The 26,687-nt window shown below is 69.4% G+C and carries 21 protein-coding genes and 2 pseudogenes; 11 read left to right on the top strand and 12 right to left on the bottom strand.

All coding sequences use genetic code 11. From position 1 onward, the window contains the following. Nucleotides 1-22 precede the first annotated feature (22 nt). Nucleotides 23-212 (bottom strand): annotated as a pseudogene (locus ACLHRZ_RS01675) (DUF1918 domain-containing protein); the annotation flags it as partial. 488 nt (nt 213-700) lie between these two features. On the opposite strand from ACLHRZ_RS01675, the gene ppsA reads away from it, so the two are divergent. Together ppsA and ACLHRZ_RS01685 are read left to right on the top strand one after the other, a co-directional pair. Then, nucleotides 701-3,100, top strand: a complete 2,400-nt coding sequence (ppsA, locus tag ACLHRZ_RS01680; protein ID WP_490416353.1) for a phosphoenolpyruvate synthase — start codon at nt 701-703, stop codon at nt 3,098-3,100. Further along, nucleotides 3,097-4,500, top strand: a complete 1,404-nt coding sequence (locus ACLHRZ_RS01685) for an MBL fold metallo-hydrolase RNA specificity domain-containing protein (RefSeq protein WP_490416354.1) — start codon at nt 3,097-3,099, stop codon at nt 4,498-4,500. The genes ppsA and ACLHRZ_RS01685 overlap by 4 nt, the downstream gene beginning before the upstream one ends. 19 nt (nt 4,501-4,519) lie before the next feature. Here ACLHRZ_RS01685 and ACLHRZ_RS01690 read toward each other — a convergent pair whose 3' ends face one another. Next, nucleotides 4,520-7,105, bottom strand: coding sequence for a cation-translocating P-type ATPase (locus tag ACLHRZ_RS01690; protein ID WP_490416355.1), 2,586 nt, complete (start codon nt 7,103-7,105; stop codon nt 4,520-4,522). A gap of 267 nt (nt 7,106-7,372) precedes the next feature. Between ACLHRZ_RS01690 and ACLHRZ_RS01695 the strand changes: the two genes are divergently transcribed. Then, nucleotides 7,373-8,203 carry a universal stress protein gene (locus tag ACLHRZ_RS01695; protein ID WP_490416356.1) on the top strand — a complete coding sequence of 277 codons (831 nt, stop codon included), beginning with the start codon at nt 7,373-7,375 and terminating at the stop codon, nt 8,201-8,203. Between the two features lie 19 nt (nt 8,204-8,222). Here the strand turns inward: ACLHRZ_RS01695 and ACLHRZ_RS01700 are convergent, their stop codons facing one another. Then, the gene (locus tag ACLHRZ_RS01700) at nt 8,223-9,200 is read right to left on the bottom strand and encodes an Acg family FMN-binding oxidoreductase (RefSeq protein WP_490416449.1); all 978 of its coding nucleotides are present in this window, start codon (nt 9,198-9,200) and stop codon (nt 8,223-8,225) included. Nucleotides 9,201-9,404: 204 nt separating this feature from the next. Here ACLHRZ_RS01700 and ACLHRZ_RS01705 point away from each other — a divergent pair, with 204 nt between their 5' ends. From ACLHRZ_RS01705 to ACLHRZ_RS01715, 3 genes are all read left to right on the top strand, one after another. Then, nucleotides 9,405-10,079 (top strand): CBS domain-containing protein, encoded by a 675-nt coding sequence (locus tag ACLHRZ_RS01705; protein ID WP_490416450.1) that lies wholly within the window; start codon nt 9,405-9,407, stop codon nt 10,077-10,079. A gap of 50 nt (nt 10,080-10,129) precedes the next feature. Further along, nucleotides 10,130-10,822: a CBS domain-containing protein gene (locus ACLHRZ_RS01710; protein ID WP_490416357.1), complete on the top strand. Its 693-nt coding sequence runs from the start codon at nt 10,130-10,132 to the stop codon at nt 10,820-10,822. A gap of 178 nt (nt 10,823-11,000) precedes the next feature. Then, entirely contained in the window at nt 11,001-11,624 is a 624-nt protein-coding gene (locus ACLHRZ_RS01715) for a pyridoxamine 5'-phosphate oxidase family protein (RefSeq protein ID WP_490416358.1), read from the top strand. A 158-nt stretch (nt 11,625-11,782) separates the two neighbouring features. Here ACLHRZ_RS01715 and ACLHRZ_RS01720 read toward each other — a convergent pair. Beyond that, nucleotides 11,783-12,624: pseudogene (locus ACLHRZ_RS01720) on the bottom strand (threonine/serine exporter family protein). 9 nt (nt 12,625-12,633) lie between these two features. Continuing rightward, complete coding sequence (locus ACLHRZ_RS01725) at nt 12,634-12,810, bottom strand: hypothetical protein (protein WP_490416359.1); 177 nt, start codon at nt 12,808-12,810, stop codon at nt 12,634-12,636. Between the two features lie 149 nt (nt 12,811-12,959). Between ACLHRZ_RS01725 and ACLHRZ_RS01730 the strand changes: the two genes are divergently transcribed. Further along, entirely contained in the window at nt 12,960-14,021 is a 1,062-nt protein-coding gene (locus tag ACLHRZ_RS01730; protein WP_490416360.1) for a transposase domain-containing protein, read from the top strand. A gap of 89 nt (nt 14,022-14,110) precedes the next feature. Here the strand turns inward: ACLHRZ_RS01730 and ACLHRZ_RS01735 are convergent, their stop codons facing one another. From ACLHRZ_RS01735 to ACLHRZ_RS01760, 6 genes are all read right to left on the bottom strand, one after another. Beyond that, nucleotides 14,111-14,713, bottom strand: coding sequence for an isochorismatase family protein (locus tag ACLHRZ_RS01735; protein ID WP_490416361.1), 603 nt, complete (start codon nt 14,711-14,713; stop codon nt 14,111-14,113). A 79-nt stretch (nt 14,714-14,792) separates the two neighbouring features. Next, entirely contained in the window at nt 14,793-15,785 is a 993-nt protein-coding gene (locus tag ACLHRZ_RS01740; RefSeq protein ID WP_490416362.1) for a GlxA family transcriptional regulator, read from the bottom strand. A gap of 594 nt (nt 15,786-16,379) precedes the next feature. Next, complete coding sequence (locus tag ACLHRZ_RS01745; RefSeq protein WP_490416363.1) at nt 16,380-17,585, bottom strand: DUF3182 family protein; 1,206 nt, start codon at nt 17,583-17,585, stop codon at nt 16,380-16,382. A 303-nt stretch (nt 17,586-17,888) separates the two neighbouring features. Then, the gene (locus tag ACLHRZ_RS01750; RefSeq protein WP_490416364.1) at nt 17,889-18,305 is read right to left on the bottom strand and encodes a hypothetical protein; all 417 of its coding nucleotides are present in this window, start codon (nt 18,303-18,305) and stop codon (nt 17,889-17,891) included. A gap of 53 nt (nt 18,306-18,358) precedes the next feature. Continuing rightward, nucleotides 18,359-18,754, bottom strand: a complete 396-nt coding sequence (locus tag ACLHRZ_RS01755) for a hypothetical protein (RefSeq protein WP_490416365.1) — start codon at nt 18,752-18,754, stop codon at nt 18,359-18,361. A 287-nt stretch (nt 18,755-19,041) separates the two neighbouring features. Further along, nucleotides 19,042-20,775, bottom strand: a complete 1,734-nt coding sequence (locus ACLHRZ_RS01760) for a S8 family serine peptidase (protein WP_490416366.1) — start codon at nt 20,773-20,775, stop codon at nt 19,042-19,044. Nucleotides 20,776-21,377: 602 nt separating this feature from the next. Between ACLHRZ_RS01760 and ACLHRZ_RS01765 the strand changes: the two genes are divergently transcribed. Continuing rightward, complete coding sequence (locus ACLHRZ_RS01765) at nt 21,378-21,902, top strand: PLAT/LH2 domain-containing protein (RefSeq protein WP_490416367.1); 525 nt, start codon at nt 21,378-21,380, stop codon at nt 21,900-21,902. Between the two features lie 353 nt (nt 21,903-22,255). Here the strand turns inward: ACLHRZ_RS01765 and ACLHRZ_RS01770 are convergent, their stop codons facing one another. Next, the gene (locus ACLHRZ_RS01770; protein WP_490416368.1) at nt 22,256-23,266 is read right to left on the bottom strand and encodes an AraC family transcriptional regulator; all 1,011 of its coding nucleotides are present in this window, start codon (nt 23,264-23,266) and stop codon (nt 22,256-22,258) included. A 74-nt stretch (nt 23,267-23,340) separates the two neighbouring features. Here ACLHRZ_RS01770 and ACLHRZ_RS01775 point away from each other — a divergent pair, with 74 nt between their 5' ends. The 3 genes from ACLHRZ_RS01775 (at nt 23,341) to ACLHRZ_RS01785 (ending at nt 26,167) form a co-directional block, all read left to right on the top strand. Further along, a complete protein-coding gene (locus ACLHRZ_RS01775; protein ID WP_490416369.1) occupies nt 23,341-24,156 on the top strand; it encodes an NAD(P)H-binding protein in 816 nt (271 codons plus the stop codon). 98 nt (nt 24,157-24,254) lie between these two features. Beyond that, nucleotides 24,255-24,536 carry a hypothetical protein gene (locus tag ACLHRZ_RS01780; protein WP_490416370.1) on the top strand — a complete coding sequence of 94 codons (282 nt, stop codon included), beginning with the start codon at nt 24,255-24,257 and terminating at the stop codon, nt 24,534-24,536. Between the two features lie 575 nt (nt 24,537-25,111). Continuing rightward, a complete protein-coding gene (locus ACLHRZ_RS01785) occupies nt 25,112-26,167 on the top strand; it encodes a hypothetical protein (RefSeq protein WP_490416371.1) in 1,056 nt (351 codons plus the stop codon). The last annotated feature ends 520 nt before the right edge of the window (nt 26,168-26,687 follow it).

The following is a 26,687-nucleotide window of genomic DNA, read 5'->3' on the forward strand; positions in this document are numbered from 1 at the left end:
CCGGACCGCGGCGCCGCGGCCTTGTGTCCGAGGTGGTGGACATGGGCGTCGGGCCCGGGGTAGACCAGGGTCACCCTGTCGTTGTCCGACCAGCGCACGTCGTAGGGAGGCGTGCCGTCGGTGTGGTGGAGGCCGACGATCTCCCCGTCCCGCTTGGTCGCCCCCGTCGTCGGGCCCTCGACGATGAGGCGGTCTCCGAGGTACGCACGCATGGGGCATCACCGCTCTCCGGCTCTTGCGCTCCCCGGCCGGCAGGACCGCGCCGGCCGGCGGTTTGCGGGCTCCTTCCAGCGTCGGGCCTGCGCGTCTCGTCGTCATGGGCCGGTCGGGACCCTGCGAGGGCCGCCCGGCCCTGGCGGAGCACCTGGGTGAGTGGTGTGCTGGAGGTGGCGGGAAGGACCTGTGAGACGCAGAGAAGCGGTAAGAGACCGCGCACCGCGCAATCGGGATCCGCGAGAAGCGGATGGGCCCTTCCCGTCCAGACCGCCCGCGGGCGCGGGCGGTCTGCGCTACTGGGCACGCGCGCGAAGCCGGATGCCCCGCGGGCACCGCAAGCAGGAGGTGGCGGCCATGATCCGGGGCAGAATCGGCAGACGCCCCGCCGACCGGCGCAAGCCTGCGCCCATGGACCTGCGCACACCGTCCGGCCGACTTCCGCCGTACTGAGCGGCCGCACAGGGCACCACCCAGGGAGGCAGCGATGTCCCCGAAACGACGCGTCATCCCCTTCGCCGAACTGGGATGTGGAGACGTCGGCCTCGTCGGCGGCAAGAATGCCTCGCTCGGCGAACTGATCACCCACCTCGCCCCTGCCGGCATCAAAGTGCCCGACGGCTTCGCCACCACCGCGGACGCCTACCGGGAGCTCCTCGACACCGACTCGTTGCGCCACCACGTCGCCGGGCATATAGCCCGGCTGCACGGGGGCGCACCACTTTCCGAGGTCGGCACCGCCATCCGCGCTGACATCCTCGCCACCCCGCTGCCGCCCTCACTCGCGGACGAGGTCACCGAAGCGTACGCCCGGCTCGCTCACGAGGCCGGGCGTACCGACCCCGACGTCGCGGTGCGCAGCAGCGCTACAGCCGAGGACCTGCCCGAGGCAAGCTTCGCGGGACAGCAGGAGACATTCCTCAACGTGAGCGGCCGCAGGGCCCTGCTGGCCGCATGCCACAGCTGCTATGCCTCGCTGTTCACCGACCGGGCCATCGACTACCGCGAGCGCATGGACTTCGACCACCTCGCAGTGGCGCTGTCCGTCGGCGTACAGCTGATGGTGCGCTCCGACCTCGGCGGCGCGGGGGTCGCCTTCACCCTGGACACGGAATCCGGCTTCCCGGGAGCCGTCGTCGTCAGCGCGGCCTGGGGACTCGGCGAGAGCGTGGTCAGCGGCCAGGTCGACCCCGACGAGTACGTGGTGTTCAAGCCCCTGCTCGACGATCCGGCCCTGAACCCGGTCATCCGGGCCGAGACCGGGCGCAAGAGCCGCAAGGTCGTCTACGCGGAGGGCGGCCGTACCCGCGTCGTGGACACCACGCCCGCGGAGCAGGCGGCACGCGTGCTGAGCGACGCCGAGGTGCGCCGGCTCGCCGAATGGGCCGGCGTGGTCGAGAAGCACTACGGGACACCGATGGACGTGGAGTGGGCCAAGGACGGCCGTACCGGCGAGATGTTCCTGGTACAGGCCCGGCCCGAGACCGTGCGTTCCCGGCGCAGCGCCACCGTGCTGCGCCGCTACCGCCTCACCGGCACCGGCGAGCGACTGGTCACCGGAATCGCCGTGGGCGAGGCGGTGGGCGCCGGGCCCGTGTGCACCCTGGCGGAACCGGTGGGGCTGGAGCGCTTCCCGGCCGGCTCGGTGCTCGTCACCCCGATCACCGACCCGGGCTGGGAGCCGCTGATGAAGCGCGCCGCCGCGATCGTCACCGACCACGGCGGACGCACCTCGCACGCCGCCATCGTCAGCCGTGAGCTGGGCGTACCGGCCGTGGTCGGCACCGGCGACGCGACCGCAGTCCTGGCCGACGGGCGCGCGGTCACCGTCTCCTGCGCCGAGGGCGCGGAAGGCCGCGTCTACGCCGGGCTGGTCGGCCACGAGGTGACCGAGGTCGACCTGGCGGAGCTGCCGCGCACCAGGACCCGGGTCATGCTGAACCTGGCGGATCCGTCCGCCGCCTTCCGCTGGTGGCAACTCCCGGCGGACGGCGTCGGGTTGGCCCGGATGGAGTTCATGGTGGCCCACCAGGTCAAGGTGCACCCGATGGCCTTGGTCCACCCCGAGCAGCTGGTCCGGTACGTGCGACGCCAGGTCGACCGGCTCGCCGAGGGCTACCCCGACCCCGCCGAGTACTTCACCGACCGGCTCGCACGCGGCGTGGCCACCATCGCCGCGTCCCGCTGGCCCGCACCGGTGATCTTGCGGACCAGCGACTTCAAGACCAACGAGTACGCCAAGCTCGTCGGCGGCGGGCCGTTCGAGCCGGCCGAGGCCAACCCGATGATCGGGTGGCGCGGTGCCAGCCGCTACTACAGCGACGGTTACCGGGACGGCTTCGCCCTCGAATGCCGGGCGATCTCGCGGGTGCGTGAGGAGTTCGGGCTGACCAACGTCGTGGTGATGATCCCGTTCTGCCGCACCCCGCACGAGGCGGACCGGGTACTGGAGGTCATGACCCAGGAGGGCCTGGAGCGCGGGCGCAACGGGCTGAAGGTGTACGTGATGGCGGAGATCCCCGCCAACATCGTCCTGGCCGAGGAGTTCGCCGAGCGCTTCGACGGCTTCTCCATCGGCAGCAACGACCTCACCCAGCTCACCCTCGGCGTCGACCGCGACTCGGAGGACCTCGCCCACCTCTTCGACGAGACCGACCCGGCCGTGACCCGCAGTATCGAGCACCTCATCACCACCGCGCACAAGGCCGACCGGCCGGTCGGGCTGTGCGGCCAACGTCCGAGCGACGACCCGGGGTTCGCCGCATTCCTGGTACAGGCGGGAATCGACTCGGTCTCGGTGGCCCCAGACAGCTTCGTGACGGTGAAACAGCATGTGGCGGACGCAGAAAGGGAGTTCGCCACGGGAATCCCGGAGGTTGCGGCATGACCGGTACGAGCAGGCCCGGCCTGCTGACGTTCCTCGGCGGTGTGGGGACCGTGACCGGGAGCAAGTTCATGGTCGAAACCGATCATGTGCGGATCATGGTGGACTGCGGGCTCTTCCAGGGGCTCGCGGACCTGCGCCGCAAGAACTGGCGGCGGCTGCCCGCCGAGGCGTCGACGATCCACGCGATCGTCCTCACCCATGCTCACCTGGACCACTGCGGCTATCTGCCCCGGCTGGTCCGGCAGGGCTTCCACGGGGACGTCTTCTGTACCCCGTACACGGCCCGGCTCGCGGAGATCGTGCTGCGCGACAGCGCCCGGCTGCAGCAGGAACAGGCCGAACACAGCAACCGCCACGGCCACTCCAAGCACCGCCCCGCCGAACCCCTCTACGACGACATGGACGTCAACCGCACGATGAGGCTGTTCCGGCCCGTCCCTCCCGGCGAGGACACCGAGATCGCCCTGGACACACGGCTGCAGTTGCACCGCGCCGGCCACATCCTCGGCTCGGCCTGGGCCCGTCTCACCCTGGAGGACGGGCACACCCTGGCCTCGAGCGGCGACCTCGGCCGGCCCGTCCACCCGCTGCTGCGCCCACCGGAGCCCTTCACCGGTGCCGACCTGCTGCTGCTCGAATCCACGTACGGCAATCGACGGCACGACACCGGCACCAGCCGTACGGACTTCGCCGACGCCTTGCACCGGACATTCCGGCGCGGCGGACTGGTGGTGATCCCGTCCTTCGCGGTCGACCGCACCGAGGTGGTCCTCCACGAGCTGGCCCAACTCCGGGCGTCGGGGCAACTGTCCGTGAACGTGCCCATCTATGTCGACAGCCCAATGGCACTCGCCGCGCTGCGCATCTATGAAGAGGCGCTGTCCGACCGGGATCCCGAATTCCGCCCGGAGGTGCTGGAGGCGGGCTCATCGGCCCTGGACCCGGCCCCGTTCTCAGCTGCCTGCTCGGTCGCCGAGTCGATCGAGATCAACAACGTCCGGGAGCCCTGTGTCATCGTCTCCGCCTCCGGGATGGCGACCGGTGGCCGGGTCCTGCACCACCTGTACCGGTTGCTGCCGGACTCCCGGAACACCGTGATCGTCGTCGGGTTCGCCGCTCAGGGCACCCGGGCACGCGACCTCGTCGACGGCGCACGGACGCTCAAGATGTTCGGCGAGTACATGCCCGTACGCGCCGAGGTCGTCGATGTTCCGGGCTTCTCCGCCCACGCGGACGCCGACGAGATCCTCGGCTGGCTCCACGGGGCGCCGGCGCCGAACGCGACGTACCTGGTGCACGGCGAGCCCGAGTCTGCGGAAGCGCTGCGGGACCGGATCGACCGCAGCCTGGGCTGGACTGCCGTCGTCCCCCGTTCCGGCGAGCGCGTGCTGGTGCGCTGACCATCCGCCCGGGTACCGCTCAGCCGACCCGGAAGTCCAGGAACATTCGCGACTGCAGGCGCATCACCCCGTATCCCACGATGAATGCGCCGCAGGCGATGCCAAGTTCTGCGAGGGCCGGGGTGCGGGTGGTGAGCAGTTCCTGCAGCACCGGCACGTATGCCCCGGCTACCTGCAGGGCGAACGCCGATGCCAGGGCGATCGGCAGGAACGGGTTGGCCAGGGTGCCGGGGCGGGCGCGGGACCCCAGGCCCGCGCCGAGTTGAGTGGCGCCGAGCACCAGGAAGACCAGGGTCTGCCACGGCCGTCCGGTCCCGTGTGCCCAGACGCCGGTGGCCAAGGTGAGCGTAGCGATCAGGGTGCCCATGCCGAGGATCCGCGCCCACAGGCCGGTGCCCAGGACGCTCTCCTTCGGAGGTCGCGGTGGTCGCCGCATCGAGTCCTCGGCCGCGGGCTCGGCGCCGAGGGCCACGCCCGGCAAGCCGTGAGTGAGCAAGTTGATCCACAGAATCTGGGCGGGAAGCAGGGGCAGTTCCATCCCGAGCGCCGGTCCCAGGAGCATGACCAGGATCTCCGCGCTTCCGCCCGCCAGCCCGTACAGGAGAAAGCGCCGCACATTGGCATAGACCCGACGCCCCTCCTCGACGGCGGCCACCAGCGTGGCGAGGTCGTCGTCGGCCAGGACCAGGTCGGCGGCCTGGCGGGCGACCTCTGTGCCGCGTCGCCCCATGGCCACTCCGATGTCGGCCCGGCGCAGTGCCGGGCCGTCGTTGACGCCGTCGCCCGTCATGGCGACGACGTGTCCGGCACGGCGCCACGCCTGGACGATGCCCACTTTCTGCTCCGGGGTCGTCCGGGCGAAGACGCGGGCCGCGGTGAGATCGCCGGCAGAGCCGTCGCGGATGCGGTCGCCCGTGGTGACCTGGTCGTGGGCTGTGGCGATGCCCAGGCGCCGGGCCACGACCAGGGCGGTCAGCGGGTGGTCGCCGGTGATGAGCACGGGTGTGATGCCGGCCTCGCGGCAGGCGGCCAACGTACTCGCGGCGGCCTCGCGCGGCGGATCGGCAATGGCGATGAGACCCAGCAGGCTCAGACCGGACTCCCAGGTCTCGGGCGGAGCAGGGGGCCCGGCCCGGTCGGCGGCGGCGACGGCCAGCACCCGGTATCCCTGCCGAGCGAGTTCCTGAGCCCGCCGGGCGGCCTCGCCCTCCCCCACGACGGGCGCGGCGAGGAGCCCTGAGCGGAAGACCGACTCCGGCGCGCCTTTGCAGCAGACACGGAGCCCGCCGTCGGGGCGGCGGTGCACGGTGGTCATGCGTTTGCGCTCGCTGGTGAACGGGATCTCCTCCACGCGCGGCAGCCACCGGTGCAGCTCCGACCGGTCCAGGCCGAGTCCGCCACCCGCGGCCAGCAACGCGGCTTCGGTCGGATCGCCGAGCGCGAGCCAGGAGCCGTCGTCACTGTCCGGCGGCTGCAGGGCCGCGTCGTTGCAGAGCATCGCGACGGCCAGCAGGTCCGCGAGGTCGGGGGCGTCATCCGTGACGACTGTCCTCCCGCCCCGCACGACCTTCCCGTGCGGGGCGTACCCGGTGCCCGACACGGTGGCCTCGCCCTGCGGCGTCCAAAGCTGTTGGACCGCCATCCTGCCCTCGGTGAGCGTCCCCGTCTTGTCCGTGGCGAGCACGGTGACCGACCCCAGGGTCTCCACCGCCGGCAGGCGCCGGACGATCGCGTGGCGTTCGGCCATCCGCCGTGCACCCAGTGCGAGGGCGAGGGTCACCACGGCCGGCAGGGATTCCGGTACGGCCGCGACGACCAGGCTGATCGCCGTCACCACCATGAGCTCGACCGGCTGGCCCCGTATCAGTCCCGTTGCCAGCACCACAGCGCACAGAGCGACGGCGACGGCGGCCAGCACCCGCCCGAAGCGGGCCAGCCGACGCTGCATGGGCGTGGGCCCGGGGACTTCGGCAAGCAGGGCGGCGATCCGCCCGGTGGCGCTGTCGGCTCCCGTGGCCGTGACCTCGACCCGACCGTGACCGCGTACAACCACAGTGCCGGACCACGCCGTCGCCGGAGTGCCGACCACCGTGGGCTCCGTCTTGTCGACCGGTATCGGTTCACCGGTGAGTGAAGACTCGTCGACGAGGAGCACGGCTGCGTCCACAACGTTGCCGTCGGCGGGCACGATGTCGCCCTCCCGCAGCAGCACCAGGTCACCGGGGACGATGTCGGCCGAGTTCACTTCCCGCTCGGTGCCGTCACGCACCACTCTGGCGACCGGGGCGCTGAGCGCTCGCAGTGCCGCGACGGCCCGCTCGGCCCTCATTTCCTGAGCGACACCAACGGCGCTGTTGACCACGATGACCACGGCGATAATCGCGGTGTCCACGAAGTCGCCCGTGGCGACGGTCAGGACTACGGCCACCAGCAGCACCAGGATCAGCGGATCGCGCAGCTGGGCCACCACCCGGCGCCACACAGGGGTGGGGCGGCCGGCCAGAACGACGTTGGGCCCGTATCGGGCCAGTCGGCGCACCGCCTCCTCCTGGGCCAGGCCCCCGGTCCCGCACGGCTCCGGCGTCAACGTCCTCTCCCACGTCATGTTGCGCTCCGAGTTCCCCCGCCCTTCCCCGAGTGAAGCCCAGACGGGGTTGAGACCGTCGGCGCCCGGCCGAAAACTGGCCAGCCACGCACATCATGGCCCCGCGGTCGGGCCATGGACGGCACCCTGACTGTTGCGAAGGCATTTCCCGGGCGCGGATCGGTGCGAGGGGCACCGGCGCCGCGCGATCCGAAGCACAGACGACGACGGCATGACGAGAGAAGGCAGTACACACCGACCCTGCATCGATCATGGAGGTGGCGTTCCGTGGTGCGACCAGTGACCGTCGGGTTCGACGGGTCCGCAGAGAGCCTGGCCGCGACCGCCTGGGCAGGCCGGGAGGCTGTATTGCGTCGGAGGCCGCTGCGCCTCATGCACGCCGTGGAGTGGCGTGCGAGCAACCTGCAGTTCTCCCCCGGGGCCTCGGCCCAGCGGGAATGGGTCGAGAGCCGACTCGAGGTGGCGGAAGAGGAGCTCACCAAGGCGCACCCAGGTTTGGCGATCAACGTGAAGCAAGTGCCGGATCCGCCGGCGAAGGCTCTAGTCGACGCCGCCCGCGCATCGGAGGTCCTGGTCCTGGGCTCACGCGGGCTCGGTGTCGTGCAGGGGTTCCTGCTGGGATCCGTGAGTCTGCCGGTGATTGCTCACGCGTCCCGGCCCGTCGTGGTGGTAAACGAACCAGAGGTACCGTCCGGTTCGGCCGGAGGAAACCCGGTGGTCCTCGGACTCGGGTACGACGGACCGTACGATCCGCTGCTCGACTTCGCCTTCGAGGCTGCCGCCCTCCGGGGCGCAGTTCTGCGCATCATCGAGGTCAGAGGCGGAACCTCCGCCGCCGAGCATCGGGAAGTGCGCAGTACCGGAACATTGGCCGAAGCTCTGCGCCGCTCGCAGGAGCGATGGCCAGCCGTCGAGGTGGACGAACTGCTGACGAGCGGGTCCGCGGCACGGCTCCTGGTGGAATCAGCCGCGCATGCCGACCTACTCGTGGTCGGCCGGCACAAGTACAAGCCTGCGTTGGGCGTGCGGATCGGGCCCGTGGCCCACGCCGTGCTGCACCACACGCCGTGCCCTGTGGCGGTCGTCCCGCACGGCTGAGGAAGCTCGGACGGACCGGCTAGTCCTCTGTCACCAGGACGTCCTCCACGGGGCGACGCGGCGTCTTGGGGCCCTTCGGGCCGTACCCGAGGCGCAGCATCATCTGCACCTGGCCGGTCCCGGAGGCCGGGTCCCGCAGGGGCCAGCGCAGGTCGGGCCATTCGAGGGCCTGGGTGGAGAACGAGGTGGCCAGCCCCTCCAGCGTGGCCAGGAGCAGGACGCGTTCCATGGCCTGGCCCGCGATCAGCCAGTCGCGGGGCCCGTCACCATCGGTGCTCAGCAAGGCCAGGTGGGGGTCGTTCTCAAAGGGAGTCGTTCCGAAGTCGGTGGTGGGCCGTCCGCCCGAGAAGTCGCGCACGGGTGCTCTGCCCCCGCGTTTTCGGGGCCCGAAGGCGTAGTCGGGGACGCCGTCGGTGGCCGTGTCGGCTTCGGCAGTCCCGATGCGCGTCCATCGGGCGAGGTCTTCTTCGCTGCCGTTGTCGGAGAGGTTGCGGGCCTCGGCCTCTTCGGCGAGCTCCTGGATCCACCGCAGGTGCCAGGAAACGGGGAAGGCCAGCGTGGCACCTTCCTGCCGGGCGGCGTCGGTCAAGGCGGTCCGGAGGTTCGCGGGGATCCCGGTCTCGGAGAACGGGTACCGGCTGGTGTGCCGCCGGTCGATCGCCGGGTGGAGCCGCGCGAGGGGGACATCGTCCGTGCTGGGCCCGGCGAGCTGCACGGTCGCCAGCCGGGCCGGGTCGGCGGGATCCGGCAGGAGCGTGACGTCCGGGTGGAAGCCGGCGTTCGCGATGGCGACCCGGAGGTTGAACAGGGCAGCACCGCACCCCAGGTGCAGGGCGCGGGCGTCGGGGTCGGAGTGCGGCATGACCCGCTCGAGGTCGGCGTTCAGCCGGAACGTGCGACTCCCCCGTGCGTAGCGGAACCGCCACGGCTGCGCGTTGTGCATGGACGGGGCAGCAGCCGCTTCACGCACCAGCTCGGCCACACGTGCGTCGTCCATCGTGAGTGAAGCAGTCACCGGAATCTCCCTTCCGGAAGCGCTGGGCCCGGTCAGGGGTCCTCTTCCATGGTCGCCCCGCCGCCACATGTCGCGGGGAGGGCTGTGCGGTCCCCGGCCCGGGCCGACCGGCTCAATCGAGGACGGCCACGGGCTGTCATCCTGGAAACAGGACCCCAGGACTTCGAGAGAAGGAGCGGGACCATGCTGCAGCACCGAACAGTCAGCGAGCTCATGACCTGGAAAGTGGTCCAGGTACGTCCGGACACACCGTTCAAGGAGATCGTCCAGGAGCTCGCGGAGAACGACGTCACCGCCGTGCCGGTCGTGGCCCGGGACGGACGGGTGGTCGGCGTGGTGTCCGAGGCGGATCTGATGCGCAAATCGGCCGACCAGCCCGATCCCTTCGGCCTCGTCCCCGTCCCGAACCTCGAGGCGTGGGAGCGTGCCAAGGCCGAGGGCGCCAGAGCGGAAGAGCTGATGTCCGCGCCGGCCGTGTGCGCCCGGCCCGACTGGAACGTCGTGGAGACGGCCCGGCTCATGACGGTCCAGGGCATCAAACGGCTCCCGGTGGTCGACGAGACGGACAAGCTGGTGGGCATCATCAGCCGGGCCGACATCCTGCGGGTCTTCCTGCGCGAGGACAGCGCCATCCGCGAAGAGATCCGTCGTGACCTGCTGCAGCACACCCTGGGTCTGGCCCCGTCAGCTGTGACCGTCAAGGTCTCGAAAGGACAGGTCACGCTCGCCGGGACGGTCGCGGCGCGGAGCATGATCCCGGTCATCGAGCGGCTGTGCCGCTCCGTGGACGGCGTAGTCGGGGTCCATCAGCGCCTCACGTATACGAACGACGACACCGGCGGCCGCTTCCCGGCCCCATGAGGTAGGGCGACACACCCCGACCGACCCGTCTGGCTCGCAAGGAGTCAACGATGAACGACACCCAGCGCACCGTCAGTAACGTCATGACACAGACTGTCGTGGCCGTCGGCCGCACCGCCCTCTACAAGGAAATCGTCAAAACACTCGCGGAGTGGAAGGTCAGCGCGGTACCGGTACTCGAAGGGGAAGGCCGCGTCATCGGAGTCGTCTCCGAAGCCGACCTGCTGCCGAAAGAGGAGTACAAGGACCGGGATCCGTCCCGCATGGAACAGCTCCGCCGCCTCGACGACCTGGTGAAGGCCGGTGCGGGAACCGCCGAGGACCTGATGAGCACGCCGGCGATCACGATCCACGCGTGGGCACCCGTGGCCGAAGCCGCCCGGGTGATGGTCCGCAAGGGCGTCAAGCGCCTCCCCGTCGTGGACGCGGAGGGCAAGCTGACCGGCATCGTCAGCCGCAGCGACCTGCTCAAGGTCTACCTCCGTGACGACGAGGACATCGCCCGGGAGGTACGCGAAGAGATCGTCGCCCGTCTCTTCCCCCACCGGCGACCGACCGTAAAGATCCATGTGAACGAAGGCGTCGTCACCCTTACCGGCTCGCTTGCCGATGCGGCCATGGTCCCCCTGGTGGCACGGCTCGTACGCGCGGTGGAAGGGGTCGTGAACGTCGAACTCCAGCTCACCGCACCCACCGCCAAGTCGAAGGTCCCGGAGCCACCGGTCGTCGGCCCGCAGTTCTGACGCTTCTTCCGGCCGGCCGCTCCGAGCTGCACGACACCGCCCCGTCTGATCACCTGGAAAGTGAGAACCGGCGGCGTCGACGATGCCCACCGGTGGGCGAACATACGGAGGAGCGACCGTGCACGGCGAAGGAATGCCACCAGACGACCCGACCGGAGCCTCGCCCCGTGGCGACTCCATGGCCACCCGCGCCTCTCTGCGCCGCCGACAGCTCGGATTGACGCAGGGCGAGCTGGCCCACCATGCCGGCATGTCCGTCGCCTACCTGCGCCAACTGGAGAAATTCGAGGGCGCCTTCGACTCCGCCGCCCTCTTGCGGCTCGCCGCCGCTCTGGAAATGCCCTACGAAGAACTGGTGGGAGGCCGCAGCGAAGCACCGCCCGGTCAGCTAGCAGCAGCATCCCACCCCATGCTCATGCGACTGTCGGAACGCGAGTGCTGGGAGAGGCTGGGCACCCACGGCATCGGCCGACTCGGCCTGTCAGCCGACGCCGGACCTGTCGTGTTCCCAGTCAACTTCGTGGTGGACGCCCACACGATCATCTACCGCACCGATCCAGGCGGTGCAGCGGCTGTAAGCGCCGGAGACCGGCTGGCCTTCGAAACCGACCACATCGACGAACACCGACGCAACGGCTGGAGCGTCCTCGTGACCGGAACCACGGACCACGTCACCGACCCCAAGGCGGTTCACACGCTGTCGGAGCGACCGGGGGCGCAGTCCTGGGCGGGCGGAGTGCGGGATCTCTGGATCCGCATCGTTCCAAGTGAGGTCAACGGACGTACCATCCGTACGGCTTGACCCTCCCCGGGCGCGACGGTCATGGCGCAGATCCGCTTTCGCCCTCGCCCAAGGCTGCACCGCGCGGAACCTGCCATGCAGGACAATCGCCATGTGTGCCACCCATCTCTCGCAGCTCTCGACGCCCTCCCCATCTCGGCCGGCACGTCACGACGCCGTCAGCTGAGCATGGTGCGCCAGGAACTGTCAGCAGCGCTGGGACAGGGCGTACTGCCTACCGCCGCCCGGCGCGACCTGCACCATCTTGTGGGCGGACACGGGAAATCTCCCACAGATGGACAGGAGACCAGTGATCCCGTGGACAGTTCGCTGCCCCGCAGGCGTGCGGAGCCGGCGATGGTTTCGCCGGTGGCCAGGTCGATGGCCACGGTGGTCAGTTTCGCGGCCGGCAGCAGGGAGACGAGCGCGGGCACGAGCACAACGGTGGAGGCGACGCCCAGCCAGGAGCCGGCGATGCGGTTGGCGATCAGCGTCACGACGAAGGCCGCCAGGAACGGGAAGGCCGCCGACAGCCCCCGGTTGCGGGCGACCGTCTTCCCTGCCAGGCCGACGAACACGGCGAGGACGGCCTGGGCGAGTACCGCGCGCGGGGTGGGGTTCAGCAGCAGTCCCAGCCCGCTGCCGAACAGAGCGTGCCCCACAACCGTCATGACCGGTCCGTAACGGGGCGGGTGGCGTGCGATGGCGGTGAGTTTGCGTTGGCCTGGGCGGCCGTGTACCGGCCCGTCTGCATGGCGTCGAGCAGGTGCTTCAGGGCCAGGATCCGGTCCAGCGCCGGGGGGTGTCCGTAGGCCTGCATGACGTCGGTGTGTCCCGGGGGGACGCGGACGAACACGCCGGTGGGCAGCACGAAAATGCGGGCGTCCGGGGCTCCTTGGGCTGCGGCGACGCGTTGCAGCCGGTCGGTGATCCGGCTGATCACGTCGCCCGCGTCGCACAGTTGCGCCCCTGCCCGCCGCAGGAACTCCCCCAACGCGTCCTCGGGTTCCGTGGTGTCCATAGACGGCCTTCAGTCCCGTGGCATCTTGTGCAGGCGGCCCCGGCACATCACCAGGCGCAGCCGGTGGTCCGGGTCGGTCAGCAGCGCGATGTCGGTCAACGGATCGTCGTCGACGGCGGTGAGGTCCGCCAGCGCGCCCGGCTCGACCACGCCGAGCCTGCCCTGCATGCCCAGCAAGCTCGCCACCGACCCGAGAATCCGGGCCCAGCCCCAAGGCCGGGTAGTAAACGGATTTCCGCTGGCGGCAAGGGGTTTGACGGCCCGGCTGGAACGCGGGCAACGGGGTGTCGTTGATCAGGCAGTACGCCAAGACTGCTGATCTTCGAGGTGCCCCGTTGCCTGCACGCCATTGTGCTCCGCTGCCCGGTCTGATGATGTTCTCCCGCGTATTCACCGTGGCCGCGGGGCGGTTCGCGCCCGGTCATCTGGGCGAGCTGACGAGGGTCGTTCCTTTCGAGCTCGTCGATGCCGTGCTGGAGGAGACCCGCTGTGCGGAGCGTCGGCTGCGCGACCTGCCCTCGCGGGTCGGGGTCTACTTCCTGCTGGCGATGTGCCTGTTCCCGGAAGTCGGCTACCGGCTGGTCTGGAACAAACTCACCGCGGGGCTGGTGGGCAACGGCCTGGAGGTCGCCTGGCCGACCGCGAAGGCCCTGCGTGACCTGCGACGCCGTGTCGCTCCGGCACCGGTGCGGTGCCTGTTCGAGGTGCTGGCCGGGCCCCTCACGCAGCCGGCCACCTCCGGTGTCCGCTTCGGACGCTTCCGTACGGTCTCCTTCGACGGCTGCAGCTCGATCAGACTGCCCGACACGGAGCGCAACGTGCAGTGGTTCGGTCCTGGAGGCCGCGGCGGATACCCGATGCTAGAGCTGATGACGCTGGTGGAGAGCGGAACGCGGGCCCTGATCGGCGCGGTGTTCGGCCCCACTGCCGAGGGTGAGACCGGCTACGCGTCCCGCCTGCTGCACCTGCTGCGGCCGGACATGCTGGTCCTGTGGGACAAGGGATTCGACAGCAACGACTTCCTTGCAAAGACGTGCGCGACCGGTGCTCAGGTGCTGGGCCGGCTCCGCAGCAACCGCCGCACTCCGGTGCTGGCCCATCTTTCCGACGGCTCGTACCTGTCGGTCGTCGGCACGGTACGCGTGCGGATCGTCGATGCTCAGATCACGGTGACCTGCACCGACGGCACCATCTTCACCGGCACCTACCGACTGGTCACGACCTTGACCGATGCCCGCCGCCACCCCGCGGCGGAGTTCATGGCTCGCCACTACCCTCAGGCCCGCCTCGACTCTGTCACGACCAGCCCCGAACGCCGGTGCGTCGTGAGTGCGGTGTCGGCCGTGGCGTTGGACCAGTGCCGAACGGCGCCGTGTCCCTCCGGTGCCTCGATCTGAGAAGCTTCCGTCCCGGTCCAGCGCCCGTGTGCCCGGACTGCCTGCCGGCCGTCCGGGCACACGGAACTGCACCACCGGCGCGCATGAGGTCAGCCCGTGAGGTCGTCCACCCGGGGCGCGACGGGCCCGAACAAGTCGCTGATCGTGGTCAGCGCTGCGGCCTGGAGTGTCGCGGCGGGCAGGATCGTGCCGTCAGGTCCCGGGAGGGAACGAGTGGCCGTGGCCTCGGCGACGACCGTGGGGCGGTAGCCGAGAGCGAAGGCGCCCTGAGCGGTGAAGGTCACACACATGTGGGTCATGAACCCGGCCAGCAGCAACTCCTGCCCTGCGCCCAGCGTTTGGAGAGTCTTCTCCAGATCGGTCTGGTGGAAGGCGTTGGGGAACTGCTTGACCACCACCGGCTCCCCGTCGACGGGTGCGACTTCGTCACTGATCGAACCGATCTCGGCCCGGACGTCGTACGGGGTGCCCTCGCCACCGTCGTTGACGACATGCACCACCGTCACACCCGCAGCACGGGCAGCGGCCAGCAGACGAGCACCGGCAGCCAGTGCCTCCTCGGCCCCCTCCAGCGCCATGACGCCCTGACGGTACGTGTTCTGGAAGTCGACCATGATCAATGTGGTGTCCGCCAGATCCGGGAGCCGGTCGTTCAGACCGATCACCTGACGCAGAGTAGTCGAAGCAGGCATGGCTCAACATCCTTTCCATAAGGGATAAAACAGTCAGGTGGGGTGTACGGGCACGGCAGGGCGCCCGTGAGAGGGGTGTTCAGGCAGCGGTGCGGAAGCGGCGGCGGTAGGCGGCCGGGCTGGTGCCCAGCTGCCGGCGGAAGGCCCGCTGCAGCGTCTCCACCGACCGCAGCCCGGCAGTCCGGGCGATCTGCTCCAGCGGCAGGTCGGTGGTCTCCAGCAGGCGGCGCGCCGCCTCCACCCGGGCTGCCTCGACGTAGGCGGCCGGAGTACTGCCCGTCTCCTGCTTGAAGATCCGGGCGAAGTGCCGCTCGCTCAGACACATCCGCTCGGCCAGTGCAGCGGCCGACAAGTCATCCTCCGGGTGCTCACCGATGTACAGGCGCAGCTCGTCGATGTCCCGCCGGGAGGAGGCCGGGCGGGACAGCGGCACACTGAACTGGCTCTGTCCGCCCTGGCGTCTGAGGTAGACCACCAGTTGCCGGGCCACCGCCAGCGCCACCTCCTCACCCAGGTCCTCGGCCACCAGGGCCAGCGACAGGTCCAGGCAGGCGCTGATCCCCGCTCCGGTCCACACCCGCCCGGAGCGGACGAAGATCGGGTCGGCGTCCACGGTGACCTGTGGGTGGTCGGCGGCCAGTTGAGCGGCCGTCGACCAGTGCGTGGTGGCCGTCCTGCCGTCCAGCAGCCCGGCCGCCGCCAGCAAGTGCGCTCCCACGCACACCGACGCGATCCGCCGGACCCCGGGAGACAGCCCCTTGATCCACTCCACGACATCCTGGTCGATACGGGCCCTGGGCCCGCAGGGTTCCAGATCGACGGCGCCGGGCACCAGCACCGTGTCCACCCCTGCACCGACCTCGTCGAAGGACAGGTCGGTCACCAGCCGCACCCCCGCCGAGGTCGTCACCGCATCGCCCGCCGCGCCAGGGCCGGCCAGACGGACCCGGTAGCCGCCGGCACCGCCTGTTTCCCGGTTGGCCAGCGCAAAGACCTCGGCCGGCCCCGTGACGTCGAGAAGATCGACGTCGGGGAAGACCGCGATCACGACATGGCGGGCGTTCCTTGACATGCGTCCATCGTCCGGCCCAGGACCTGTGACCGCAATGACAGGCTTGCGTCACATCCAGACATCCACCATGACAGCCACATGCACTGCGCCTGTCACCCCGCCAACAGAAATCCACAGGCCAGACGGTCGTCAGCCTCGGTGTGGTCGCATAGGTGATCGCGGATCACCGGTCTTGAGGTTCAGCATGAACGTGTAGGACCTGTTCGATCTTCCGGAAGTGATCTCCATTCGCTCCACCGCCATGCGGGGGCGCGTCCACCGACGGTGCGGCTGCCATGACCAACACCGACGGCAACTGCGCACCCGCTGCCCACACCTCGCAACCAACCGTGACCACGGTGTCTGGACCGTCGCCGTCGGCCTCCCCTCCCCCACACCCGGCCACCGCACTGTCCGTCGCGGCGGCTTCCCCGACGAAGACACCGCCGGTGGCGCGTCTCGGCGGTTGCCAGACGGTGAGGCCGGCGGGTTCAACCCCGATCCGCACCAGACCGTCGACGACTGCCTCACCGCTGGACCAGTCTCCGTGAGCCCCCTGGTACGCGCCCGTGACCGTGCGGTCCCGTACCTCAGCCGTGGTGAGCATGTCCTCTTTCAGTACATGCCCTGCAGCACGTGGCGCCCCTCGGACGCGTCGAATCCGTTCCAGAGAACGACTCCGTGCTCGACGGCTGTCATGTGCTTCTCGTATGCCTGTGCCGTCTTCCGTGTGAAGGCGATCCGTGCGCTGCGCACTGCGTATGCGGCGTCGGGAGTAGTGTGAAGGCGGAGGATTCCGCAGAGGTCGAGGGGCGATCCTCCGCCCGCACGCTGGGTCTCCTCCACGACGCGAGTGGTCGTCGTCCGCCCGCCGCGCCGTTGCAGGCATCCGCACACGATGTCGAGGCTGATACGGCTGCCGGTGAGTCCTTGACGGTGCCAGGCCGACAGCGCCGAGAAGTAGTGGCGGGCCACTGCAAGGACGGACCGGCGGGTGTGGATGGCGTAGGTTTCGCCACGGACGGGGTCGCTGATGGAGACGCCCTCGTCGGGGATGCTCGCCAATTGCTCGAGCCCTCCGCGGACGACGACGCCCGACATGCCGGCGTACCGGTGCTCGCGCCGCCCGTCGGGCAGCTCCACTTCCTGCGTCACGTTCCGGCCGAGAGTGGTGAAATCGCCTACGGGGGTGTGCGTCACGCAGACACCCCAGGTGTCGGCATCGATCAGATTCGCCTCCACGACCAGGCCGTGCTCGTGCAATGCCGCGGCGAATTCCACACCGGACCTCCGGCGGTACCCCTCCCTCAAGGCGGCGAGGTCTCCCGCCGAGGCCACCACGGTCTGACCGGCCCCGCTGTTCTGGCTCGGGTCTTTGATCCTGATGCTCACATACCGGTCCAGGAGCTCTTGGCAGGCCACTTCGAACGCCGCCGTGCCGAAGCAGCTGTACCCGGGGAGCGTGGCCGGCCGGATCCGGTGCGCGAACTCCCGGTCGTACCACGACGGTACGCTCTCCTCACCGGCGGGCGGATGCACCTGGATCTTGTTGTTCAACCGGGGAAGCAGCTCGGCAGGTGCCCAGGAGCCGTACACCCACACGTCCCCTTCTCCCAAGCCGTGCGCCCGCAGGAGGCTGTGAAGGTCCTCCGTCGAGATCGGCTTGAGCGGGACCACGGTCCGCCGGTCCGGGGCGAGTTCCTGGCACAGACCCGCCACGAACCGGTTCCTGCACAGCGTGTTGTCGCACACCCGGGTCTTCTCGACGGTCCACTGCGGCAGCACGAAGATCCGCGGACCACAGCCCCGGAAGTCCTCCACCCTCGTCCCCTCATTTGCCGCGTCAGCTCCGCGCCAATTCCCTGGCCTCCGGCCGGCCCCCGAGCGCAGGCCGGAATCTTTCGCAGCGTGCACGACGGTCCCGGCGTGTCGGTGGCCCGGTAGCCCCGTCCGTCGGGAGACATCCCGCGAGGGCGCTGCCGACGATGGTGGTAGAGGGCGTGTACAGCCAACGATTCCCAAGTTGTGCGAGCCGCGCGCCGTCGCCCGTGGCGAGCAGGTGAACGTCCCGCATTGCCGTGCGGGGGCCCAGGCCGTCTCACGTGGCCTGGGCCCCGGGCCGGTTCAGACGATCGTGCGCGGGCTCACCGGCGGCATCGTCGCGATGTTGATGCCGATGACCTGCATCCGCGCATCGTAGCTGACGTTGACGGCCTGGCCGTGGGCGAACGCGAACTGCACGCGCTCGATCTCGAAGTTGGTCGGCGCCACGAGGTTCACCTGGTGACCGTTGCGCAGCTGGAGGACCATGGTCGTCTCGAGGTCCGGGATGCGCCTGACCGTGAACTGCGCGGAGACGGCGGCGTCCGTGATCAACTGACCGGGCGCGGCGGCCGGCTGCGGGGTCAACGCGCCGGGCACGGCGGCGGGCAGGACACCCGCCTGCTGGCCGAACTGCTGGGGCTGCTGCTGGAGTTGCGGGGGGAGAAGGTTGGGTGCGGTGCCGATTCCGGCCGAACCCACTGGTGCGTACGTGGTCATGCGCGGCTTCCTTTCGCTCTGGTGCCGCCCGTCCCGCGGGCGGCACGGCGGACCTACCGGTGCCGGACCTCGATCTCGAAGGACACGATCACCGGCCCGGTCGCGTACGGCATGACGTGGACGTAGACGGGCTGGCCCTGCGAGAAGGCCCGCTGCACCGCGTCCAGTGCGATCGGGCTCAGCGGCGTCTGCACGTACCGGAAGGGCGCCGGCACGGAGGCGTGCAGAACGGGCTCGCCGTGCCGCGCCGGGACGGTGATCCGCGCCTCGGTGATGAGGTAGCGCTCCGTACCGATGCCCGGCTGCGGGAACTGCTGGACCTGCTGCGGCGCGAACTGGGCCTGCTGGGGGGCGAACGGTGCCGCCGGCGGGGCGAACTGGGGCTGCGGCACGTACTGCGGCGCCATGCCGATGCCGGCCGGGGACATGGGTGCGAAGGCTGTGGTCATTGCTGGTCCACCTTTCGGTTCGGGGCTTGAGGTAGGGCCTGGCTGCGGCGGGAACTGCCTCAGCAGGGACTGGAACGGCTGCTGCTGTCCCAGCTGGTGGAGTTGCTCCAGGGGTTGCGGCAACTGGTGCCCGGGCGGCTGCATCGGCAGCGCGCCGGACTGCTGCGGCGGTGGGTCCGTACCGAAGCCTCCGTGGCCCATCGGTACGTGGCTGGACATGCGTGATCCCCCTTTCCGTTCGGATGCTGTCGGCGGGCCGTGACGTACGTGCAGGACGGCCGTCGGGCTCACGTGCCGTCGGTGACGACCAGCCCGACGACCTCCTCGTCCGCGTACCACACGCGCACCGCGCGCCGTCCGCCCGTGAGCGTGAACGCGGCGTGCACCGCCTGCCGGACGTCCGGCTCGGGGCGGTCCAGCGAGCGCCATGCCCCGTTCACGTACAGGCGGAGCCTGGGGGCGCGCTCGCGCGGGTACGGGAGCAGTTCGTCCCAGAAGCGTTCGGCGACGCCCTCGGCGACCTGCCTAGGCACCAAGTGAGCCACGGCGGACCGGAGATCGGGCCGGTTGCCGATGCGCTGGGAGGCCGGGCGGCCGAGCGCGTCCTGCTGGGGCGAGCCGGTTGCGCGAAGAAGGTCGCGGACCCGGTCCGGGGACAGCGCAGGCAGCCCGGCCCTGCGAAGCATGCTCTGCAGGGAGGCGACCACGCCCGCCACCATGGCCACGGCCGGCGAGGTGCCGGAGAACGTGTCCGTGTACCAGACGTCCTCCTCCGCGCCGCCCTGGAGATCACCGGCCCGGTCCCAGGAACCGCCGGTGGTGGTGACCTCGTGGCCCCAGCCCTGGACGTCCACCCGCGTGCCGAAGTTGGAGAACAGCAGGCGGGAGCGGTCCGGGCCGTGGTCGTGGCCATGGGTGCCGGGCGGCGGGGCGCCCGCGCCGGCGACGATCGCGCCGGAGACTGGGGTCGAGGGGCTGAACGGGTTGCGCCACCAGGACGGGAAGCCCTGCGGGCGGGCCTCGTACAGCGCGTCGTCCAGACTGTCCGCGCCGTTGCCCGCCGCCTCCACGACCGTCACGCCCTTCGCCGTGGCATAGCGGATGGCCGCGTAGTCGTCGGGCCACCACTCCAGCGGGATGTGGCCGCGCTGGTCGTCGCGTACGGCGTACTCGAAGCGCGGGCCGGGGCGGTGCAGCGGGATCAGCAAAACGTCGCCGGGCGAGAGCCTGCCGGCGGCGGTCGAGATGGCACGGGCGGTGCCGATGCCGTGGAGCGAGGCCGCCGCGGTCACTGCGTCGGGGACGATACCGACGGTGCCGGAGCCACTGCGGGCCGCACCGATGACGCCGAGCACGTTGGTGCCGTGGTTGCGCCAGGCCAGGTCCTCAACGGGCGTGCCCGCGACAATCCTGGCCCACCTGTGGCCCAGGTCCTGATGGTCGGGCTGCCAGGCGCCCTCGACGTCGGCTACGGCCACGTGCTCGCCGGAACCGCCGGCCTGTTGCCAGGCCCACAACGCGTCGACGCCGGCCGGAGCGGGGCCGAGATACCCCTGCCGTCCGCTGAAGTCCGGGGTGATCACGTCCGCCTTCTTGCGGCGCTCGTCCTCGATCCCGCCACCGCCACCATCGGCAGGGAGCGCGGACGGTTTGACGTACGCGGTCTCGACCTCGGGGAGCGCGGCGAGACGGGACGCGAGTTCGTCACTGCGCTCCCCGCCGTCACGCAGGCGGTAGAAGAGCGTGAGGTCCGGCACCTGTTCGTGCCCCTGGCCCCGCGGGAGTCCCGCGACGGCCTCGCGAACGCGCTGCTCATCACCGAACAGCGGCTCCAGCGTGAGCTGTTCGTCCGCGAGGAACACGCTCAATGCCGAGGCGTCGGCCTCCGTGGTGGAGTGCACACCGCCCGAGGCGTCGGCGCGCAGGCCGGCTTCGGGCCGGGCGATGACGATCACTTCACGTGCCGCGGGCTGATACGTGAATCCGGCTCCGTCCGGTCCCGGGTCCTGAGTACCGGCCACGTCACCAGGCTGTATCGAGTCGGCCATCGTTCCACTGCTCCCCATTCGTCGATCAACGCTGCTGCTGTGCATGCTGCGGTGCTGTTCGCTGGGGCGATGTGGGGGGCAGAGTATGCGGGGCAACGGCACGTCCGACCGACGAGCCCGAGCGGCCCGTCCGGTGTGACGGGGCTCACTGCCACGGGTGCCCACCCTGCCGCTCGACCGCGGGACTGTCCAGGACGAAATCGCGACAGGCCTCCGCAAGGAGGACCCGAAAGGGCCAGGACGGGTAAATCTCGCAGGTAGAGGGCTTGAAAGCATCTTTCGGACAACGCCTGTCGGACCGGCTGGGCGGCGTGGACGAGCAACAGGCCACCCGCCTGACGTCCGAAATGTAAGCAAGTCACCTTCATGCGGGCGGAATTGACGCATTGGCGCTCAGGCAGACCGACTAGGCGGTTTCGTTTGGATCGGTCGGTCGTTGGTCAGAGCGTGCCGCTAACAGATGCGCAGTGGGCGCGGATCGAGCCTTTACTCCGTGGCCTGACCGTCACTGGCCCTCGGAGACACAGACTGCATATGTTCACACGCATCCAGTAACCGACCAGAGGGGCTTGCGCGTGACAGCACAGATCACCTATCGCCTGCTTGTCGGCACTGCCGCCGTTCCTGATGCGGGAACGGACGCGACGGTGCGTGTGCAACTGATCGGCGACAAGGGCAAGAGCGGGGAATTCGAGCTCAACAACGCTGGGAACGACTTTGAGGCGGGCTCCCAGGGCGTCTACACCGTCACGATCGACGACATCGGTGCTCTGCGGCAGGTCCGGTTCTTCCACGACAACAGCGGAGCCTGGCCCGGATGGTGCTTGGGCAGGTGTCAGATTCATCCCGATAAATACCAAGGAAGCCTCCGAGTGGCCGGAGCGGTCCCCATAGCGGATACGGGTGACTTCTGGGATGCCGAACTCCCGGCCGACAGCGACGCTGTGACGGTTCCCTCCTTGCGGGACAAGAACAAGCGCACCGTGGTCGGGGTCTGGCTGTCCACGGATCACGGCGGAGTCGACAAGACGTTCGCACTCAAGAATGGGCGTACCGTGAATCCGGTCATAGCCCCGATGTGGGGCAAGCCCCAAGGCTGATCGCCCCGGGAGTCCCGTCGTTCTTCAGGGCTTGTCCGGAGGCCGCGGCAAATGCCTCCGGACAGGCACCTATGGAGCGGAGGGGGACGGGCAGCGAGGAGGATGCCCAGCGCGCCCCGGCCTCGTAGATCTTCCCGTCGCGGACGGCTCGCACCGCGCCCTGGCACCGATCAGTTGGTGCAGGTGTCCAGCATGCCCCCGAGGGCCTTCTTCTCGCTGGCAGTTGCGGTGAGCCGCCACTTCGCCTTCACGTGAGTGAAGTCCTCGGCGTACGTGCACCCTAACGCCCTGTCCGGCGGCTTCCAGCTGTCGGGGCCGGAGTCGCGCGACCGGCTCCGGGTCGCTGCGCCTGCTCAGGTCCTCGTTTCTCCTGCCGTGCCGACGCTGGCCTGCGGCGCGTTGAGAACGCGGTGGGTGGAGGGGCTGATGCCCCGTACGCGTTTGAAGGCGGTGCTGAAGGCAAATGCGTCTGCGTAGCCGACTTCCTGGGCCACTGTGGCGATGGTGCTGCCCGGGGCGCGCAGCCGGTCGGCGGCCAGGGCCATGCGCCAGTCGGTCACGTAGGCCAGGGGCGGGCGGCCGACGAGCGTGGAGAAGCGGCGTACGAAGGTGGTGCGGGACATGGCGGCCTCGCTGGCGAGTGAGGCGAGGGTCCAGGGGCGGGCGGGGTCTTCGTGGACCCGGCGCAGGACGTGTCCGATGTCGGGGTCGGCCAGGGCGCGGTATCCGGTGGGTGCGGCGGTGTCGGGGCGGTCGAACCAGGCGCGCAGGGTCCGCACGAGGATCAGATCGAGGAAGCGGTCGAGGACGACTTGCTGGCCGGGGGCGTCGTGCTCGACTTCGGTGGCGATCAGGTCGAGCAGTGCGGCTGGCCCTGGGTGAGGCTGTGTGTCGGTGGTGCTGGTGTCGTCGGGCTGGAGGACGGCGATCGGGGGGAGTGCGTCGAGGAGTGGTGCGCTCAAATCGCCGTCGATGCGGTAGCTGGCGGTGATCAGCAGGTCGGTGTGGCTGGTTGCGGGCTGGCCGAGGGTGCGTCCGGCCATCCGCCAGTTGTGTCCGTGTTCACCAGGGCTGGCGGTCAGGGTGCAGTGGTCGTTGCCGTCGACCAGGACTTGCGGCGCGCTGTCGGGCTGGTCGGCCACCGTGTAGGGGTGCTGGATCCGTACCAGTGCAACCCCGCCTTGCCGGACCTGGACCGGGGCGTCGTCGTCGGGGACGATCCAGGCGTTGCCGCGGGGCGGTGCGACGAGGGCGAGGGGAGCTGGTCCGGTGAAGCGAAGGCCCCAGGGGGGTGTGCTCACGGTGCTGCAGAACACGGCTCCGCGTGCCCGCACACCGGCGAGGTAGTCGTCCAGAAGATCCATGTTGGGACGATTGTATATGGATTCGGCATGTTCACCCATGGATCATGCTGTTCCTGGCCGGTTGACTGAAGGGCATGACAGAGATCCTCGTGACCGGCGCCACCGGCAAGACCGGACGTCTGATCGTCCCGCGCCTGAAGGCGCTGGGGCACAGCGTCCGTTGTGCGTCCCGCTCCGGTCCCGTCCCCTTCGACTGGAACGCCCCGTCCACGTGGGAGCCGGCCCTGGCCGGGGCGGAAGCGGTGTACATGGTGCCCACTGAAACGCTCGGGCTGCCCGAGCGCGCCGCGTTCGCCGACGCGGCCCGGAGGGCAGGAGTGCGCCGCATCGTTCAGCTGTCCGTGCGCGGCCTGGATGGTGAGGGTGGTGTGCCCGCGACGGAGGCGGCGGTCCGCGGCTGCGGACTGGAGTGGACCATGCTGCGGCCGTGCTGGTTCGCCCAGGACTTCGCCGCCCCGGACTTCTTCCTCACCGGGGTACGCGAGGGTGTCCTTGCAACCCCCGCCGGTGACGGCCGCGAACCCTTCATCGACGCGCAGGACATCGCCGACGTGGCGGTGGCCGCCCTGACCGAGGCCGGGCACACCGGGAAGGCGTACGACCTGTCCGGGCCCCGCGCGCTCACCTTCGCCGAGGCGCTCGGCATCATCGGCGCCGCGACGGGCCGCACCCTGCGCCACCACTACCAGCCCCCCGGCGACTACATGCGGGACCAGGTCGCCCACGGCCACCTGGCCGCGGACGCCGCGGCCATCGCCGCCTTCCTGGACCAGATCCGCCAGGGCGAGGACGACTACCTCAGCACCGGCATCCAGGACGCCCTCGGCCGCGCGCCCCGCGCCTTCGAGGACTACGTGAAGGCAACCGCAGCAACCGGCGTCTGGAGCTGAGCCCGCTGCGGATCGAGGGATCCGCGCCGGGTGACCAATGGCCGGCGCAGCCACTGAAAGACGGAGTGATGAACCGAGTGCGAGTAGGAGCACTGTGTGTGCTCGGCGGATTGGCCATGTCGTATGTGTTCGAAGCCGCCGCCCTGGTTGTCCTTGCCGCATCGGCCCTTGGTGACCAGGCGGAGCTGGATCTGGCTGTGCTCGGCCTGCTGGTGCTGCTCGCCCTGCTCGGCTGGGCGGTGAAGCTGCTCGGAGTGGTGCTGGTCGGCAGGGAAACGGTGCGCACGATCCGGGCCGGGGGATGGCGAGCGGCACCGAAGGAACTGTGGCGAATGGCCCGGAACGGCTCCTCACATCCGGCCCAGCCAACGGCCCGGTGAACACACATGCCCGTCGCCGCCCCCAGCGGGGGGCGAAAACGCGGGTCCAGCGGAGAGCGAGCACGTTCGGCAAACTCGAAACCGTCCTGGCCAAAGGCGCCAGCGGGCACCATGCACGCGAAGACGGCGCCCGTCTCGACGCCGGGCCAGGCGACCAGGCAGCACCAAGATGTAAGCCCCGGCCGCACTGTGACAGACCGCCCGGGACCCTCACCCAACCGTTCTGCGTGCCCGGACGGCACAGCCGGCTCGATCAGCCGGTGAGACAACGCCAAGACGTGGCCCCCACAACTGCACTGCGAGTGCAGGCAACCCCCGGCCGCTGGCCGTCCGGCCCATGAGCAAACACACCGTCGCCAACACAAACGCCCAAGCACGTAGCGCCCGGCGCTGCGTATGAACAAAGGAATGAGATGACACAGCAGCATCCCGCAACGGGGAAGCGAGGAGCCCCCTCGTATGCAAGGAAGGCAGCCTCAGCCGCAGTACTGACCACCGCTCTCCTGGCAGGACTCAGCACCGCCCCCGGAACAGCACCCCAGGCACTCGCCGCACAAGGTATATCCGACCCCGAAGTGGTCACACTCCACACCGGCCAGGAGTTCAAGCTCCCTTACAAGAAAATGCCGACGAACACCTCGTTTGCCGGATTCCCCGGCCTGGACGGGAACGACTGGGAAGTCGGGTGGAAGAAGGCGCAAGCAGCATTCAACGACGGTAAACCCGACGATGAAGATCCCGACGATTTCGCACTCAACCGTCTCCGAATGCGGCTCCAGGACGACCTGCCAGATGCCGCACCGCGTAGCATTTCCGAAAATATCCATCGCTACGAAAATTTCGACGAGGCCCGGGAGCTCGACACAGCCGTAAATATGGGGAGAGGAACGGGCGACAAAGGCTCCGGGGTGGCCTATCTGTGCTCCAATCCTGACGTGTCGTGCGGCTTCGTTGGGACGGTGACCGAAAGGGCCCCGATCATCGGCCAGTCCGACAACATCCAGGGACCGACCGAATTCACCACAACAATGTCCAGCACCAATACCCATACCCGGGTCAAGGAAGAGGGCTGGAGCGTCGGAGGGTCTCTCAACTTCGGCTATGGGCAGGACACGAAATCCGGTGAGGTGACAAGCAAGCCCAGCGCAGGGGGAAGCATGAACTTCACCTACTCAAACAAGACCACGGACACCCAGCAATATTCCCAGACCCAAAGCCGCACGCTGAAGCGGACCGTCCCCGAGGGGTACTGGGGCTACGAGGAGGTCCGCGCCGCCGCCGCCAAGTACACCGGATTCTTCGTGATCAATCTGACGCATCCCAGGTTCAAGCAATTCGAAAACCTACATGGTCTGCACGTCATCCCGATGACTACCACAGTCAAGGCGGAGGGAAATGTCCCGCCCGTCACGAGGTTTCTCGTTAAGACCGTGGATCAGAATACCCCCATGATGACCGAGGCCCGGAAGGTTCAGAAGGATATCACTGAAACCCACCGCCAGCTTGGTGACTCATCGGGCCCGCAGCGCAAGAAGCTGGAGACCTCACTGGAAGAGCTCACCTCCCGCAAGGACAAGCTCCTGCGTGACTCGTCCGCGGAGGTAGAGGTGTCAAAGCCGGAATTCGGCTGACACAGCGCATGCCCTGCCCCTCCCGCAGATAGAGGGGCAGGGCCCCCAGCAGCCACAGCTGAGGCCTCATCGTCAGCCGGGGGTATCGGCGAAGCTGGAAATCGGTGCGCACACGAGGACGTCCCGCGGCGCCGCAGCAGCGCTAGGACGTGACCGCGCTCTTCGGGATGTGTCCGGTGCTTAGTGCAAGTCCTCTTCTTTCACGTAGCGTTGATCCGGTCCTCGAACAACAGCGAGAACTGGTTCAATGCCTCGTGTTATTGCTCGACCTGCATCTCTGCCGGTCTCAGCCCTAAGGACGTTCGCCGACTAATTGGCACATGCATTCAACATGCTCCCGAGGGCTTTCTTCTCGGCGGTGGTTGTGGTGAGCTTCCACTTCGCTTTCACGTGGGTGTAGTCCTCGGCGTACGTGCACCAGAACGCCCGGTTCGGCGGCTTCCAGGCATCCGGACCGGAGTCGCCTTGGCACTGTTGGAGGGCTCGGAGACGATGATGAGCTGCGGGTTCTTCAGGTAGT

Source organism: Streptomyces sp. AM25, from assembly GCF_058146165.1.

Excerpts from the sequence above, each read along its gene's own strand:
- ppsA (WP_490416353.1), top strand. The coding sequence starts at position 701 with ATGTCCCCGAAACGACGCGTCATCCCCTTCGCCGAACTGGGATGTGGA.
- ACLHRZ_RS01685 (WP_490416354.1), top strand. The coding sequence starts at position 3,097 with ATGACCGGTACGAGCAGGCCCGGCCTGCTGACGTTCCTCGGCGGTGTG.
- ACLHRZ_RS01690 (WP_490416355.1), bottom strand. The coding sequence starts at position 7,105 with ATGACGTGGGAGAGGACGTTGACGCCGGAGCCGTGCGGGACCGGGGGC.
- ACLHRZ_RS01700 (WP_490416449.1), bottom strand. The coding sequence starts at position 9,200 with ATGGACGACGCACGTGTGGCCGAGCTGGTGCGTGAAGCGGCTGCTGCC.
- ACLHRZ_RS01710 (WP_490416357.1), top strand. The coding sequence starts at position 10,130 with ATGAACGACACCCAGCGCACCGTCAGTAACGTCATGACACAGACTGTC.
- ACLHRZ_RS01715 (WP_490416358.1), top strand. The coding sequence starts at position 11,001 with ATGGCCACCCGCGCCTCTCTGCGCCGCCGACAGCTCGGATTGACGCAG.
- ACLHRZ_RS01735 (WP_490416361.1), bottom strand. The coding sequence starts at position 14,713 with ATGCCTGCTTCGACTACTCTGCGTCAGGTGATCGGTCTGAACGACCGG.
- ACLHRZ_RS01740 (WP_490416362.1), bottom strand. The coding sequence starts at position 15,785 with ATGTCAAGGAACGCCCGCCATGTCGTGATCGCGGTCTTCCCCGACGTC.
- ACLHRZ_RS01750 (WP_490416364.1), bottom strand. The coding sequence starts at position 18,305 with ATGACCACGTACGCACCAGTGGGTTCGGCCGGAATCGGCACCGCACCC.
- ACLHRZ_RS01755 (WP_490416365.1), bottom strand. The coding sequence starts at position 18,754 with ATGACCACAGCCTTCGCACCCATGTCCCCGGCCGGCATCGGCATGGCG.
- ACLHRZ_RS01770 (WP_490416368.1), bottom strand. The coding sequence starts at position 23,266 with ATGGATCTTCTGGACGACTACCTCGCCGGTGTGCGGGCACGCGGAGCC.
- ACLHRZ_RS01775 (WP_490416369.1), top strand. The coding sequence starts at position 23,341 with ATGACAGAGATCCTCGTGACCGGCGCCACCGGCAAGACCGGACGTCTG.